This is a genomic window from Saccharothrix syringae (assembly GCF_009498035.1).
GTDB classification, from domain to species: Bacteria; Actinomycetota; Actinomycetes; order Mycobacteriales; family Pseudonocardiaceae; genus Actinosynnema; species Actinosynnema syringae.
In genome coordinates this window covers 4,761,650-4,774,514 of the sequence record NZ_CP034550.1, presented here as the reverse complement: position 1 = coordinate 4,774,514, position 12,865 = coordinate 4,761,650, and the positions used below count along the sequence as shown (strand labels likewise).

Annotated in this window: 14 protein-coding genes; 5 read left to right on the top strand and 9 right to left on the bottom strand. The window is 73.1% G+C overall.

The features are described 5' to 3' along the window. Positions 1 to 27 precede the first annotated feature (27 nt). Positions 28 to 183: a hypothetical protein gene (locus EKG83_RS20735; protein WP_153278249.1), complete on the top strand. Its 156-nt coding sequence runs from the start codon at positions 28 to 30 to the stop codon at positions 181 to 183. An 11-nt stretch (positions 184 to 194) separates the two neighbouring features. On the opposite strand, the gene EKG83_RS20730 is transcribed toward EKG83_RS20735, so the two are convergent. Continuing rightward, the gene (locus EKG83_RS20730) at positions 195 to 1,034 is read right to left on the bottom strand and encodes a LysR family transcriptional regulator (RefSeq protein ID WP_033431746.1); all 840 of its coding nucleotides are present in this window, start codon (positions 1,032 to 1,034) and stop codon (positions 195 to 197) included. Between the two features lie 140 nt (positions 1,035 to 1,174). On the opposite strand from EKG83_RS20730, the gene EKG83_RS20725 reads away from it, so the two are divergent. Continuing rightward, positions 1,175 to 2,029 carry an SDR family oxidoreductase gene (locus EKG83_RS20725; RefSeq protein ID WP_033431745.1) on the top strand — a complete coding sequence of 285 codons (855 nt, stop codon included), beginning with the start codon at positions 1,175 to 1,177 and terminating at the stop codon, positions 2,027 to 2,029. 122 nt (positions 2,030 to 2,151) lie between these two features. Next, positions 2,152 to 3,504: a cellulase family glycosylhydrolase gene (locus tag EKG83_RS49055; protein ID WP_033431744.1), complete on the top strand. Its 1,353-nt coding sequence runs from the start codon at positions 2,152 to 2,154 to the stop codon at positions 3,502 to 3,504. A 35-nt stretch (positions 3,505 to 3,539) separates the two neighbouring features. Here the strand turns inward: EKG83_RS49055 and EKG83_RS20715 are convergent, their stop codons facing one another. Next, the gene (locus EKG83_RS20715; protein WP_033431743.1) at positions 3,540 to 4,103 is read right to left on the bottom strand and encodes a TetR/AcrR family transcriptional regulator; all 564 of its coding nucleotides are present in this window, start codon (positions 4,101 to 4,103) and stop codon (positions 3,540 to 3,542) included. 75 nt (positions 4,104 to 4,178) lie between these two features. Between EKG83_RS20715 and EKG83_RS20710 the strand changes: the two genes are divergently transcribed. Next, positions 4,179 to 4,637 (top strand): nuclear transport factor 2 family protein, encoded by a 459-nt coding sequence (locus EKG83_RS20710; protein ID WP_033431742.1) that lies wholly within the window; start codon positions 4,179 to 4,181, stop codon positions 4,635 to 4,637. A gap of 161 nt (positions 4,638 to 4,798) precedes the next feature. Here EKG83_RS20710 and EKG83_RS20705 read toward each other — a convergent pair whose 3' ends face one another. Genes EKG83_RS20705 through EKG83_RS20685 form a run of 5 tightly spaced genes read right to left on the bottom strand, consistent with a single transcriptional unit; the run spans position 4,799 to position 9,908 of the window. Next, entirely contained in the window at positions 4,799 to 6,313 is a 1,515-nt protein-coding gene (locus tag EKG83_RS20705) for an acyl-CoA synthetase (protein ID WP_033431741.1), read from the bottom strand. 10 nt (positions 6,314 to 6,323) lie between these two features. Further along, entirely contained in the window at positions 6,324 to 7,589 is a 1,266-nt protein-coding gene (locus EKG83_RS20700) for an MFS transporter (RefSeq protein ID WP_033431740.1), read from the bottom strand. A 15-nt stretch (positions 7,590 to 7,604) separates the two neighbouring features. Continuing rightward, positions 7,605 to 8,105 (bottom strand): MaoC family dehydratase, encoded by a 501-nt coding sequence (locus EKG83_RS20695; protein ID WP_051766054.1) that lies wholly within the window; start codon positions 8,103 to 8,105, stop codon positions 7,605 to 7,607. Beyond that, a complete protein-coding gene (locus EKG83_RS20690; RefSeq protein ID WP_407690769.1) occupies positions 8,102 to 8,995 on the bottom strand; it encodes an amidohydrolase family protein in 894 nt (297 codons plus the stop codon). Before EKG83_RS20690 ends, EKG83_RS20695 begins: the two co-directional genes overlap by 4 nt. A 1-nt stretch (position 8,996) precedes the next feature. Beyond that, positions 8,997 to 9,908, bottom strand: coding sequence for an SDR family oxidoreductase (locus tag EKG83_RS20685; RefSeq protein ID WP_033431739.1), 912 nt, complete (start codon positions 9,906 to 9,908; stop codon positions 8,997 to 8,999). Between the two features lie 103 nt (positions 9,909 to 10,011). Between EKG83_RS20685 and EKG83_RS20680 the strand changes: the two genes are divergently transcribed. After that, positions 10,012 to 10,848, top strand: coding sequence for a PaaX family transcriptional regulator (locus EKG83_RS20680; protein WP_033431738.1), 837 nt, complete (start codon positions 10,012 to 10,014; stop codon positions 10,846 to 10,848). A gap of 105 nt (positions 10,849 to 10,953) precedes the next feature. On the opposite strand, the gene EKG83_RS20675 is transcribed toward EKG83_RS20680, so the two are convergent. Then, a complete protein-coding gene (locus EKG83_RS20675) occupies positions 10,954 to 12,075 on the bottom strand; it encodes an endo-1,4-beta-xylanase (protein ID WP_033431737.1) in 1,122 nt (373 codons plus the stop codon). A 163-nt stretch (positions 12,076 to 12,238) separates the two neighbouring features. Continuing rightward, positions 12,239 to 12,769: a hypothetical protein gene (locus EKG83_RS20670; protein ID WP_033431736.1), complete on the bottom strand. Its 531-nt coding sequence runs from the start codon at positions 12,767 to 12,769 to the stop codon at positions 12,239 to 12,241. Between the last annotated feature and the right edge of the window lie 96 nt (positions 12,770 to 12,865).

The following is a 12,865-nucleotide window of genomic DNA, read 5'->3' as shown; positions in this document are numbered from 1 at the left end:
GGCGGACCCGGTGGAAGGGGCTCGGTGGTGGACCGGCTCGGTTTGCGCGGCCGACGGGCGCTGGCCGCGGGGGCGCCGGTGGAGCTGGTGCCCGGCGCCGGGCACCTGCGGCACGGCGCGCCGGATGTGGCGGGCCCGGTGCGCAGGTCGGTCGGCTTCCTGCGCCGGGTTCAGCGCGGCTGACCCCGGCGGACTCAGTCCCTCCGCCCCGCAGCGGCGCGGACGAGCGCCGCAACAGCCCGGGACCGCGACTCCCTAGGCCACACGATCCGCAGCACCGCGGGCGGCGCGTCCGGCACGGGCACGTAGGCGACCCCGGGCCGCGGGTAGCGCTCACCCACGGACACCGGCAGCAGCGTGACCAGCTCACCCAGCTCGACGAGCGCCAAGATCTGCGACAGGTCCCGAATGCCGTGCCGCTCGACGATCCCGACCTGGAACCGGTGCAGCTCCGCGGCGCTCACCGGCGCGCTGAACGGCAACCCCAGCTCGGCCACGGCAACGGCCTCCCGCGCGGCCAGCGGGTGCCCGACCGGCAGCGCCGCGACGCACGGCTCCACGGCCACGGTCTCGGCGTCGAGCCCGGTGTGGTCGAACGGCTCGTGGACCAGGGCGGCGTCGGCCTCACCCCGGCGCACCAGCGACGCCTGCTCGCCCCACCCGCACAGCCGCACGCCGATCGGCACGGCCGCGGGGTCGGCCGCGTACCCGGCGAGGATGCCCTCCAGCAGCCCGCCGCCGCTGTCGGCCTTGACCGCCAGCACCAGCTTCGGCTCGACGGCGCGGCGGGCCCGGTGCCCGGCCGCGTCCAGCGCGTCCAGGGCGATGCGCGCCTGCTCCAGCAGCACGGTCCCGGCCGGGGTCAGCGCGACGCTGTGGGTGGTGCGCTCGAACAGCACGGCGCCCAGCTCGGCCTCCAACGCGCGGATCGCGCGGGACAGCGGTGGGGCGGAGATGCCCAGCCGCTCGGCCGCGCGGGTGAAGTTCAGCTCCTCGGCGACGGCGACGAAGTAGCGCAGCGGTCGGGATTCCACGACCCACCCCCGGAATTCGGCATGTCCCCCAGGGTAACAACCGGGACCGCGATGATCCTTCACCCCGCTCCCGCCGGGCGGCAGGGTTTGCCCCGAGAGCCGAGAGCCAAGAGCCAAGAGCGGAAGGACAACGCATCCACATGATCATCGTCACCGGGGCCAACGGGAAGCTCGGCCGGGCGGTCGCGACCCGCCTGCTCGACCGGATCGGGCCCGAGGGGGTCGGCGCGTGCGTCCGGGACCCGGACCGGGCGCGGGACCTGGCCGAGCGGGGCGTCCGCGTCCGGCGCGGCGACTTCGCCGACGCGGCGAGCCTGGCGCACGCGTTCGAGGGCGCGTCACGGGTCCTCGTCGTCTCCGTGGACACCACCGGCGAGGCCGCGGTGGAGCTGCACCGGACCGCGATCGAGGCGGCCGGGGCGGCCGGCGCCCGCGTCGTCTACACCAGCCACCTGGGCGCGGACCCGGGCTCCCCCTTCCCACCGATGCCCGACCACGCCGCCACCGAGGCCGTGCTGCGGAACTCGGGCACCGCCTTCACCTCGCTGCGGAACGGCTTCTACGCGGCGTCGGCGCTCATGCTGCTCGGCACCGCCCTGCGGACGGGCGAGCTGGCCGCGCCGGAGGACGGACCGGTGTCCTGGACGGCCCACGACGACCTCGCCGAGGCGGCGGTCGCCGCGCTGACCGGGGACGCGCTCGACGGCGTGACCCCGGCCCTGACCGGCGCGGAGGCGGTGGACCTGGCCGGCGTCGCGGCGATCGCCTCCGAGCTGACCGGCCGGTCGATCCGCCGGGTGGTCGTGGCGGACGAGGAGTACCGGGCGGGGCTGCTGGGCCACGGCGTGCCCCACCCGACCGCCGACCTGCTGCTCGGGATGTTCGCGGCGAGCAGGCGCGGCGCGTTCGCGGAAGTCGACCCGGCCCTGGGCCGCCTGCTCGGCCGTCCGCCGGTGCCGCTGCGGGAGTTCCTGCGGACCGAATTGGCGCGGTAAGACCTTCGAATTCTTCGACCATTGCCGTCGAAGAATTCGACGGGTTGTCGAACCGCAATTCGGCCTCCATCCTCGATCGCGTCCGATCAATGACGAATCGGCACGAAGGGTGTTGGACGGCCATGAGAAGGAAGATCGCCATGATCGGCGCCGCGCTGCTCGCGATCGCGGGCTTCGCGGCGACGGGCTTCGGGGTGACGGCCCTGCCGCGGGCGCAGGCGGCGGTGGGGCTGCACGTCAGCGGCACGAGGGTCGTCGAGGCCAACGGGCAGCCGTTCGTGATGCGCGGGGTGAACCACCCGCACGTGTGGTTCACCGGTCGGACCAGCTCGTTCGCCGACGTCAAGGCGCTGGGTGCCAACACCGTGCGGGTGGTGCTGGGCAGCGGCAAGCGGTGGGGGCCGTCCACCGACACCGCCGCGGTGATCGACCTGTGCAAGCGGAACCGGCTGATCTGCGTGCTGGAGGTGCACGACACCACCGGTTACGGCGAGGAGGGCGCGGCGGCGTCGCTGGACGAGGCGGTCGACTACTGGATCAGCCAGAAGAGCGCACTGGTGGGCCAGGAGAACCACGTCGTCATCAACATCGGCAACGAGCCGATCGGCAACGTCAACGCCGCGCAGTGGACCGACGCGACCGTGAACGCGGTCAAGAAGATGCGCACCAACGGTTTCCAGCACCTGCTGATGGTGGACGCCCCCAACTGGGGCCAGGACTGGCAGTACGTCATGCGCGACAACGCGCAGAAAGTCCTGGACGCCGACACCCAGCGCAACACCGTGCTGTCGATCCACATGTACTCGGTGTTCAACACCGCCTCCGCCATCACCGACTACCTCGACCGCTTCCAGGCCAACGGCTGGCCGCTGGTGATCGGCGAGTTCGGCTGGCAGTTCGCCGCGGGCGAGGTCGACCACGAGACGATCCTGAGCGAGGCGCAGCAGCGGGGCCTGGGCTACCTGGCCTGGTCGTGGAGCGGCAACACCGACCCGGTCCTGGACATGGCCACCGAGTTCGACCCGGCCCGCCTGACCACCTGGGGCCAGCGCGTCTTCAACGGCGCCAACGGCATCAAGGCCACCGCCAGGGAAGCCACCATCTACAGCGGCACCACGACCACCACCAGCACGACCACCACGACGACGACCACCACCACGACCCGGCCCGGCGGCCCCTCGTGCACCGCCGCGTACCGGGTCACCAACCAGTGGCAGGGCGGCTTCCAGGGCGAGGTCCGGGTCACCGCGGGCACCTCGGCCATCAGGGGCTGGACGGTCACCTGGACCTTCGCCGACGGCCAGACCGTCACCAACGCCTGGAACGCCACCGTCACCAGCAGCGGCGCCACCGTGACCGCCCGCAACGCCGGCTACAACGGCAACCTCGCCGCCGGCGCGAGCACCGCGTTCGGCTTCACCGCGTCGTCGCGCGGCACCAACAGCGCGCCCACGGCGTCCTGCACCGCGAGCTGACCGGCCGGGTCAGGGGCGCGGGGCGCGCCCCTGACCTACCCAGGTGCCGTCAAACGGCACGCGCTGGTCATGAGGACCTCGGCCGCCGCACCGGCCCGGTGGGCGACGGTCGGGTCGCCGGTGATCGACGCCGTGACGATGGCGCCCTCGACGAGCAGCAGGAGCTGCTCGGCCGCCGCGTCGGGGGAATCCGCGGGCAGCAGCCCGGCCAGGTAACGCCTCAGCTCGTCCTTGTGGTGCCGGACGAGGTCCGCCACGACCGGGGAGTCGGCGCCCAGCTCGCCGAAGGAGTTGATGAACGCGCACCCGCGGAAACCGGGCTCGGCGAACCACCGGTGCAGCCAGTCGAAGACCGCCGCCACCGGCTCCGCCGACCGCTGTGCCACGAACGAGGCCAGCGACTCCCGCCACCGCAGGTCGCGCCGGCGCAGGTACTCCGCCACCAGGTGGTCCTTCGAGGGGAAGCACCGGTAGAGGCGCTTGAGCGAGACCCCACTGGCCGCGCGGACCGCGTCCATGCCCACCGCCTGCACGCCGCGCTCGTAGAACAGCGCCTCGGCGGCGTCCAGCACCCGGGTGGCCGCCTCGTCGTGGTCCACGACACCTCCTTGAGAGAACGATCGTTCTCTACGATACTGCGGAGAACGACCGTTCTCTCCTTGAGGAGGAGCACCATGAGCCCGCGCCCACCGTTCCCGCCGTTCGACGAGCGGACCGCCGCGCAGAAGGTCCAGGCCGCCGAGGACGCCTGGAACACCCGCGACCCCGAACGAGTGGCGGCGGCGTACACCGAGGACTCGGTGTGGCGCAACCGCGACGAGTTCATCACCGGCCGCGCCGAGATCGTGGACTTCCTGCGCCGGAAGTGGGCCCGCGAACTGGACTACGCCCTGCGCAAGGAACTGTGGGGCTTCCGCCACAACCGGATCGCCGTCCGCTTCCAGTACGAGTGGCACGACCACGAGGGCCGGTACTGGCGCAGCTACGGCAACGAACTGTGGGAATTCACCGACGACGGCCTCATGCGCCGCCGCGAGGCGAGCATCAACGACGTGCGCATCGCCGCGGAGGAGCGCCGCATCCCGGGGCCGCGGCCCGTCGAGGAGCACGGGGTGCTGCTGCCCGTGCGGTGAGGCGGTTCGAGCAGCGGCCCCGTCACGTGGTCACCGGACGTGCCGGTGCCCGAGCGGATCGCCCGGCGGGGGACGCGGCGTCACGACAGCCGCATCCCCCGCGACCGATCCCCGATCAACCCGACGCGCGGACCGGCGAAGCGCCCGCCCCGCCCCCGACCTCACGGCAGCGGCAGCCGCCTCAGCTCGGACTTGCGGACCTTGCCGGACCCGGTGCGCGGCAGCGCCCCGACCACCTCGACGTGCACCGGCACCTTGTACTTGGCCAGCCGCGCCGCCAGGAACTCGCGCAGCTCCTCCCGACTCGGCCCACCACCCTCCGCGTAGCGCACGAACGCCCGCCCGACCTCACCCCACCGGGGGTCGGGCACCCCCACCACCGCGGCCTCCACCACGGCCGGGTGCTCGGCCAGCGCGTTCTCCACCTCCGCCGGGTACACGTTCTCCCCGCCGGAGATGAACATGTCCTTGAGCCGGTCCACCACGTGCAGGTGGCCGTCGGCGTCGAACCGGCCCAGGTCGCCGGTGCGGAACCACCCGCCGGGCAGGAACGCGGCGTCGGTCGAGACCGGGTCGCGCCAGTAGCCGGGGGTGACGTTCGGGCCGCGGACCAGCACCTCGCCGGGTTCGCCCACCTCGGCGTCCACGCCGTCCGCGCGCACCACCCGCACCTCGGCGAAGAACACCGGCGGCCCCGCGGAACCGACCTTGCGGACGCTCTCCCCCGCCTCCAGCATCGTCGCGCCGGGCGCGGTCTCGGTCAGGCCGTAGCCCTGGCAGAACGTCAGGCCGCGCTCCTGGTAGGCGCGGATGAGCGGTTCGGGCACGGCCGCGCCGCCGCACAGCAGGTGGCGCAGCGACGACAGGTCCGCCGTGTACCAGCGCGGCGACGCGGCCAGGTCGGCGAACATGGTGGCCACGCCGAACACCAGCGTGATGCGCTCGCGCTCGACGAGGTCGTAGACCTGGTCGACGTCCCAGGTGGAGGTGAGCACGGCCGCGCCGCCCTTGACGAGGGTGGGCAGCAGGGTCTGGGCCAGGGCGGCGACGTGGAACAGCGGCGCGGACACCAGGGTGCGCTCGGTGCTGGTGACGTCCACGCCGACCAGCAGGTTGTAGGTGTTCCAGACGACGTTGGCGTGGGTGAGCACGGCGCCCTTGGGCCGCCCGGTGGTGCCGGAGGTGTAGAGGATGAAGGCGGGGTCGTCCGGGTGGACGGGGACCTCGACCGGTTCGGCGGAGCCACCGGCGAGCCAGGTCTCGTAGTCGTGCTCGCCCGGGGCCGGGTCCGCCAGCGCGACCACCACGCCCGGGGCGGCGGTCAGGTCCCGCACGACCCGCGCGCACGACGGCGCGTAGACCAGGGCCCAGGCGCCCGAGTCGGTGAGCACGTGGTCGACCTCCGGTGCGGTGAGCCGGAAGTTGACCGGGACGAAGATCGCGCCCAGGGCGTGCGCGGCGAACATCGCCTCGACGAAGGACGGGTGGTTGGGCCCGAGGTAGGCGACCCGGTCGCCCGCGCCGACGCCCGCGGCGCGGAGCCGGTCGGCCAGGCGGTGGACCCGCTCGGCCAGTTCGGCGTAGGTGGTGGACCGCCCGTCGTGCACGAGGGCGGTGCGGCCGGGCGACATCAGCGCCCGCCGGGCGGGCCAGCCGCCCAGTCCCGCGTTCGGCACTTCGTCCTCCTCAGGCGACGGGGTGGCGGTCGCGGGTCTCGCGCAGCGCGAGCACGCACACCGCGCTGAGCAGGCAGAAGCCCGCGATGACGAACGAGATCGGGGTGACGCCGCCGGTGCTCCGCTGCACCCAGGCGAACAGCAGCGGCGCGAAGCCGGCGCCGAGACCGGCGAGCTGGTAGCCCAGCGAGGCGCCGGTGTAGCGGTGCTCGGCGCTGAACAGCTCGCTGTAGAGGGCGGCCAGGGGCCCGTAGACCATCGGGTGGACGATGCCCTGCCCCAGCACGAGGGCGAACACGAGCAGGGCCGTGCTGCCGCTGTCCACCAGGGGGAACAGCACGAAGCCGTACGCGGCCATGGCGATCGCGCCGGCCAGCACGACGGGGCGCCTGCCGAACCGGTCCGAGGCGGCCGCCCAGGCGAGGATGCCGACCACGGCGACGGCCGAGGAGAGCGTGAGCGCGTTGAGCACGGTCTGCCGCGCGTGGCCGACCTGCACGCCGTGCGCCACCACGAAGGTGGTCAGCGTGGACTGCACCACGAACGCGGCCAGCCCCACCCCCACGCTCAGCAGCAGCACGCGCGGGTGGTGGCGCAGCACCTCCCACACGGGCGGGCGGCGCGGACCGGTGCGCTCGATCGCGCGGAACGCGGGCGTCTCCTCCACCCGGTGCCGGACGAACAGCCCCACCCCGAGCAGCACGACGCTGGCCAGGAACGGGACGCGCCAACCCCAGTCGAGGAACGCGGCCTCGCCGACGAGCGCCGAGGTGCCGGCCAGGGCCGCGGTGGACAGCACCATCCCGCACGGCGCGCCCGCGTTGGTGAAGCCCGCCCACAGGCCGCGCCGGCCGGTGGCGTGCTCGGTGGACATCAGCACGGCACCGCCCCACTCGCCGCCCACGGCGATGCCCTGGAGCACGCGCAGCAGGACCAGGCCGACCGGTGCGAGCGCGCCCACCTGGGCGTAGGTCGGCAGCACGCCGATGAGGGTGCTGGCCACGCCCATCAGGACCATGGTCGCCACGAGCACCCGCTTGCGGCCGAACAGGTCGCCGAAGTGCCCGAACACCACGCCGCCCAGCGGGCGGGCCAGGTAGCCGGTGGCGAAGGTGCCGAAGCTGGCGATGGTGCCGACCAGCGGGTCGAGGGAGGAGAAGAACACCTTGTTGAACACCACGGCGGACGCGGTGGCGTAGAGCAGGAAGTCGTAGTACTCGATCACGCTGCCGAGGAAGCTGGACGCGACGGCGCGGCGCAGTTGCGGGTTCGGCATGGCGGGACCCCGGTTTCAGGCGTAGTGCCGGTACACGGCGCGCGCGACGCACGCCGGCTTGTCGGAACCGTCGAGCTCGACGGTGAAGTCCAGCGCCATCTGCACGCCGTCGTCCGCCACCGCGGTCACCTCGGCGACCCGCCCGGAGAGGCGGATGCGGGCGCCGACGGGCACCGGGCTGGGGAAGCGGACCTTCTCCAGGCCGTAGTTGACGCTCATCCGGACGCCGTTGATCTCCAGCAGCTCCCCGAACAGGGGGATGATCAGCGACAGGGTGAGGTAGCCGTGGGCGATGGTGCGGCCGAAGGGCCCGGACGCGGCACGCGCCGGGTCGACGTGGATCCACTGGTGGTCGTCGGTGGCGTCGGCGAAGGTGTCGACGCGGTCCTGGGTGATCTCGCGCCACGCGGTGTGCCCGAGGTCGCGGCCGGCCAGCGCCAGCAGCCCGTCGAGCCCGTCGGCGGTGGTCCTGGTCGGTGCGTCGGTGGTGCCGGTCGCTGCTGCGGGGGTGGTCATGGGCGCTCCGGGTCGTCGGCGGCCAGGCCCAGCAGCCTGGCCGCGTTGAGCTTGAGGATCTTGGGTCGGACGGCGGGCTTGAGGTCGAGCGCGGCGAAGTCGGCCAGCCAGCGGTCGGGCGTGATCACCGGGTAGTCCGAGCCGAACAGCACCTTGTCCTGCAACAGGGAGTTGGCGTAGCGGACGAGCTGCGGCGGGAAGTACTTCGGCGACCACCCGGACAGGTCGATGTGGACGTTCGGCTTGTGCGTGGCCACCGCCAGCGCCTCGTCCTGCCAGGGGAACGACGGGTGCGCCAGGATGATCCGCAGGTCGGGGAAGTCGGCGGCCACGTCGTCGACGAGCATCGGGTTGGAGTACTTGAGCCGGATGCCGCCACCGCCGGGCACGCCCGCGCCGATGCCGGTCTGCCCGGTGTGGAACAGGGCGGGCACGCCCAGCTCCTCGATGGCCGCGTAGAGCGGGTAGGCCATCCGGTCGTCGGGCGAGAAGCCCTGGAGGCTGGGGTGGAACTTGAAGCCGCGCACGCCGTGCTCCTCGACGAGCCGGCGCGCCTCCCGCACGCCCGCCCGGCCCTTCCACGGGTCGACGGAGGCAAACGGGATGAGCACGTCGGCGTGCTCGGCGCAGCCCTGCGCGACCTCCTCGTTGGGGATGCGCGGGTGCCCGGTGGCGTGCTCGGCGTCCACGGTGAACACGACGGCCGCCATCCTCCGCTCCCGGTAGTGGGCGGCGATCTCGGCGATGGTGGGCTGCCGGTGGCCGTGGGCCTTGAAGTACTTCTCGGAGGCTTCGAGGAGTTCCCGGGGCAGCGAGGGGTGGCCGTCCCGCGACACCTCGGCGTGGGTGTGGACGTCGATGGCCACGATCGCGTCGAGGTCGATCGGCACGTCAGGCCCCCGGCGGGTTGGGTGCGGGGATGCCGTAGGTCTCGGGTTCCGCGCCCACGCCGGTCCCCCACGCCTCGGCGAGGGCGTCCGCGGTCCAGCCGCCCTCGGCGAACGCCACGGCCTTCTCCTTGGGGTGCGCCCAGAGCGCGAGCCGGTCGCCGCCGACGCCGATGGCCTGGCCGGTGATGTCGCGGGCCGCGTCGGAGGCGAGGAAGACGACCAGCGGGGCGACGTCCTCCACGGTGCCCAGGCCGTGGGCGCGGCGCAGCCACCCGGGCAGCGGCGCGCCGGTGCGCTCGGCCTCCTCGATGACCGGCGCGAAGGCCGGGATGGTCCTGGTCATCTCGGTGGCGGCGACCGGGACCACGGCGTTGACGGTGATCCGCGCGCGGGCCAGCTCCATCGCCCAGGTGCGGGCCATCGCGACGATGCCCGCCTTGGCCGCGGCGTAGTTGGTCTGCCCGAAGTTGCCGCGCTGGCCCGCGGGCGAGGAGATCAGGACGAGGCTGCCGCCCTCGCCCTGCTCGCGCATGCGCGCGGCGGCGGCGCGGGCGCAGGTGAAGGTGCCGCGCAGGTGGACGTCGACCACGGTGTCGAAGTCCTCGTCGGTCATCTTCCACAGCACCTTGTCGCGCAGCACGCCCGCGTTGGTGACCATCACGTCGAGCCGGCCGAACTCGCGCACGGCGGTGGCGACCAGCTCGTCCGCGGTCTCCGCCGGGCCGACCGCGCCGACCGAGGCGACGGCCCGGCCGCCGTTGCCGGCGATGCCCTTGGCCACCGCGTTCGCGGCCTCGGCGTCCACATCGTTGACCACGACGGCCGCGCCGGCCCGGGCCAGCGCCTCCGCGTACGCCCGCCCGAGCCCCCGACCGCTGCCGGTGACCACGGCGACCTTGTCCAGCAAGTCCATGACGGCGCCTCCTCGCGCTCCGCTGCCGTGCGATCAACATACGGCAGATTTGTGACGGCCGTCCAGACTGTGCACAACATGAGGCGCCGGCTACCCTGGGCCCGTGACCGAGCACGTCGACGACAACCCCCAGCACCCCCGCCCCCAGTCGCTGATGCTGGCCTTCCTGGGCCTGTACGTGCTCGACCGCGACATCGCGGTGTACTCGGGCAGCGTGATCGAGGTGTTCGACCGCGTCGGCGTGTCCGAGGAGGCGGTGCGCTCGACGCTCAGCCGCATGGTCGGCCGCGGCCTGCTCGCCCGGCAGCGCCGGGGCAGGCGCGTCCACTTCGGCCTGACCGACCACGCCACCGAGGTGCTGCGCGACGGCAGGCGGCGGATCTGGGAGACCGGCGCGGTCAACCGCGCCTGGGACGGCAACTGGACTTTGGTCGGGTTCTCCCTGCCCGACAGCCGCCGCGGCGACCGCCACGACCTGCGCTCCCAGTTGGTGTGGGCGGGTTTCGGCATGCTGCAGAACGGGTTGTGGATCGCGCCGGGCACCCGCGACGCCGCCGGCATCGTCGACCGGTTGGGGCTGGCGGACCACGTCACGGTGTTCACCGCGCAGCACGCCAAGCCGACCGAGTCGGCCGACCTGGTGCACCGGGTGTTCGACACCGCCGCCATCGCGGCGCGCTACCGGGCCTTCACCGCCCGCTGGGGCGGTCGCACCCCGCCACCCGGACTGCCCGACGACCTGGCGCGCCTGCTGGTGCTGCACACCGACTGGCTGCAACTCGTGCGGCAGGACCCCCACCTGCCGGCCGAGCACCTGGACGAGGACTGGCCCGCCATCGAGGCCGAGGAGCTGTTCCACGCCCTCGACGCCCGGTACCGCGACACCGCCTCGGCCATCGCCGCCGAGCTGATCGACGAGGTGCCGGTCGAGGGGACCTGACCGCCGGGGCCCGGACGCCGGGGCCGGAACACGGAAGGAGGGCCGACCGTGCGGCCGACCCTCCCCGAAAGCCGTCCACTCAGGACGGCCGCTACTCCCGCGGCACTACCGCCGACCGGCCTTGGCCAGCGTGTCGCGCAGCGCGTAGTAGGAGGGCTTGCGGCTGAAGTCCTCCGTCATCACCGTCGCCGAACCCTCGCCCTGGAAGAACACCGGGACCCAGGAGTACTTGTCGGTGAAGCCCCAGATGGTGAACGAGTTGCAGTCGTCGACCGCCAGGCACGCGGCGAGCGTGCGCTGGTAGTAGTCGGCCTGCTGCGCCAACTGGGCCTCGGTGGGCTTGCCGTCGGCCGGCAGGTCCATCCGCACGTCCAGCTCGGTGATCGCGGTCTCCAGACCGAGGTCGTCGAAGCGCTGCAGGTTGGCCTGCAGGTCACCGGGGAAGCCGTACCGCGTGCTCAGGTGCGCCTGCGCGGAGAACCCGTGCACGGGCACCCGCTGGGCGCGCAGGTCCTTGATGAGCGCGATGTAGGCGTTGCTCTTGGCGTTGACGCTCTCCACGCCGTAGTCGTTGAAGAACAGCTTCGCCTTGGGGTCGGCCTGGTGGGCCCAGCGGAACGCGTCCGCGATGATGCCCGGGCCCAGCTCCCGGATCCAGATGTTCTCGGTGCGCAGCTGGCCGGCCTCGTTGAAGATCTCGTTGGCCACGTCCCACTGCTGGATCTGGCCCCGGTAGCGGCCGACCACGGTGAAGATGTGCTCGCGCAGGATCTCGCGCAGCTCCTCCTTGGAGAAGGCGCCCTGCTCCAGCCAGGCCGGGTTCTGGCTGTGCCACAGCAGGGTGTGCCCGCGGACGACCTGGTGGTTCTGCCGGGCGAACTTGACGATCTTGTCCGCCATGCCGAAGTTGTAGGTCCCCCGCTCGGGGCGCAGGTACTCCCACTTCATCTGGTTCTCGGGCGAGACCGAGTTGAACTCCGCGGCGAGCCGCTTGCGGTACTCCTGGTCCGAGGTGAACGGGTCGGGGTAGGGCTGCTCCTCGTGGTGCCCGCCGCCCGCGGCGGCGCTGCCGATGTAGAAGCCCTTGGGGGCCGCCTGGCGCAGGGTGTCCTTCTTGGCGTGGCCCGGCCGGTCGGCGACGTCGGGCGCGGCCGAGGCCACGAGCGTCAACGGCACCGACAACGCCACCGCGGCGACTGCGGCGGTGACCAGGTGGGTCGACTTCATCAGGGTTTCTCGCTTCCTCGCGATGACATCTCGAAACTTTCGCTTTTCTCGGTGAAAAATTTCGAGTTGCCGGACCCTAAGATGACGACGGCGTTACCGTCAAGGGTCCGTTTCGTCCTGCTCACGAGGTCGTCGGACGTGGTCGCGCAGCGGCACCGCCCGGTTACCGCCGCGGGCCACCCCAACGCGAACGACCTTCGGAATCGTTTCCGCGCAAGGACTTCACCACGGCGCGGACGACCCACCCGGTCAGCGCGTGCCCGATTGCGACGCCGATCCCGAAAGCGAGCACCGCCAGCAGCGAGCCGGGCACGACGGTCCGCCGGCGCACCACCTCGAACCGCCCCAGCTCGTGCGGCGCGGTGAACCCCTCCCCCGCCGCCACGGCGAAGGTGCGGCACCCGCGGCCGTGGGCGTAGCGGGCGTGGGCCAGCAGGGCGTCCTCCACCGCGCCGCGCCCCGGCGGCACCGTCCGGCTGCACACGCCCATCTCGGCGAGCACGCTGCCCAGCAGGTCCATCCCCCGCTCCGCGCTGGCGTAGCACGCCATCACGTGGTGCACCGGGCCCGCCGCGCGCAGCACCGCGCCCACCCGGGCGCGCACCAGGTCCGGGCCCACCGCCAGCGGGCACGGCTCGGCCACGCCGACGACGTTCCCGACATCGATCAGCAGCACCCGGTCCGCGGCTCGCACACCGGTGATCCTCGCCGCCGGTCCGGCCGGCCGGCGGCCCCGTTCCCCCATCGGATGACGCGCCCACCCGCCGGGGCGCCCGCGCGGCGACCCCCT

What these genes read in the sequence shown, in the direction of transcription:
- EKG83_RS20725 (WP_033431745.1), top strand. Translation starts at nt 1,175, where the DNA reads ATGATCATCGTCACCGGGGCCAACGGGAAGCTCGGCCGGGCGGTCGCG.
- EKG83_RS49055 (WP_033431744.1), top strand. Translation starts at nt 2,152, where the DNA reads ATGAGAAGGAAGATCGCCATGATCGGCGCCGCGCTGCTCGCGATCGCG.
- EKG83_RS20710 (WP_033431742.1), top strand. Translation starts at nt 4,179, where the DNA reads ATGAGCCCGCGCCCACCGTTCCCGCCGTTCGACGAGCGGACCGCCGCG.
- EKG83_RS20700 (WP_033431740.1), bottom strand. Translation starts at nt 7,589, where the DNA reads ATGCCGAACCCGCAACTGCGCCGCGCCGTCGCGTCCAGCTTCCTCGGC.
- EKG83_RS20695 (WP_051766054.1), bottom strand. Translation starts at nt 8,105, where the DNA reads ATGACCACCCCCGCAGCAGCGACCGGCACCACCGACGCACCGACCAGG.
- EKG83_RS20685 (WP_033431739.1), bottom strand. Translation starts at nt 9,908, where the DNA reads ATGGACTTGCTGGACAAGGTCGCCGTGGTCACCGGCAGCGGTCGGGGG.
- EKG83_RS20675 (WP_033431737.1), bottom strand. Translation starts at nt 12,075, where the DNA reads ATGAAGTCGACCCACCTGGTCACCGCCGCAGTCGCCGCGGTGGCGTTG.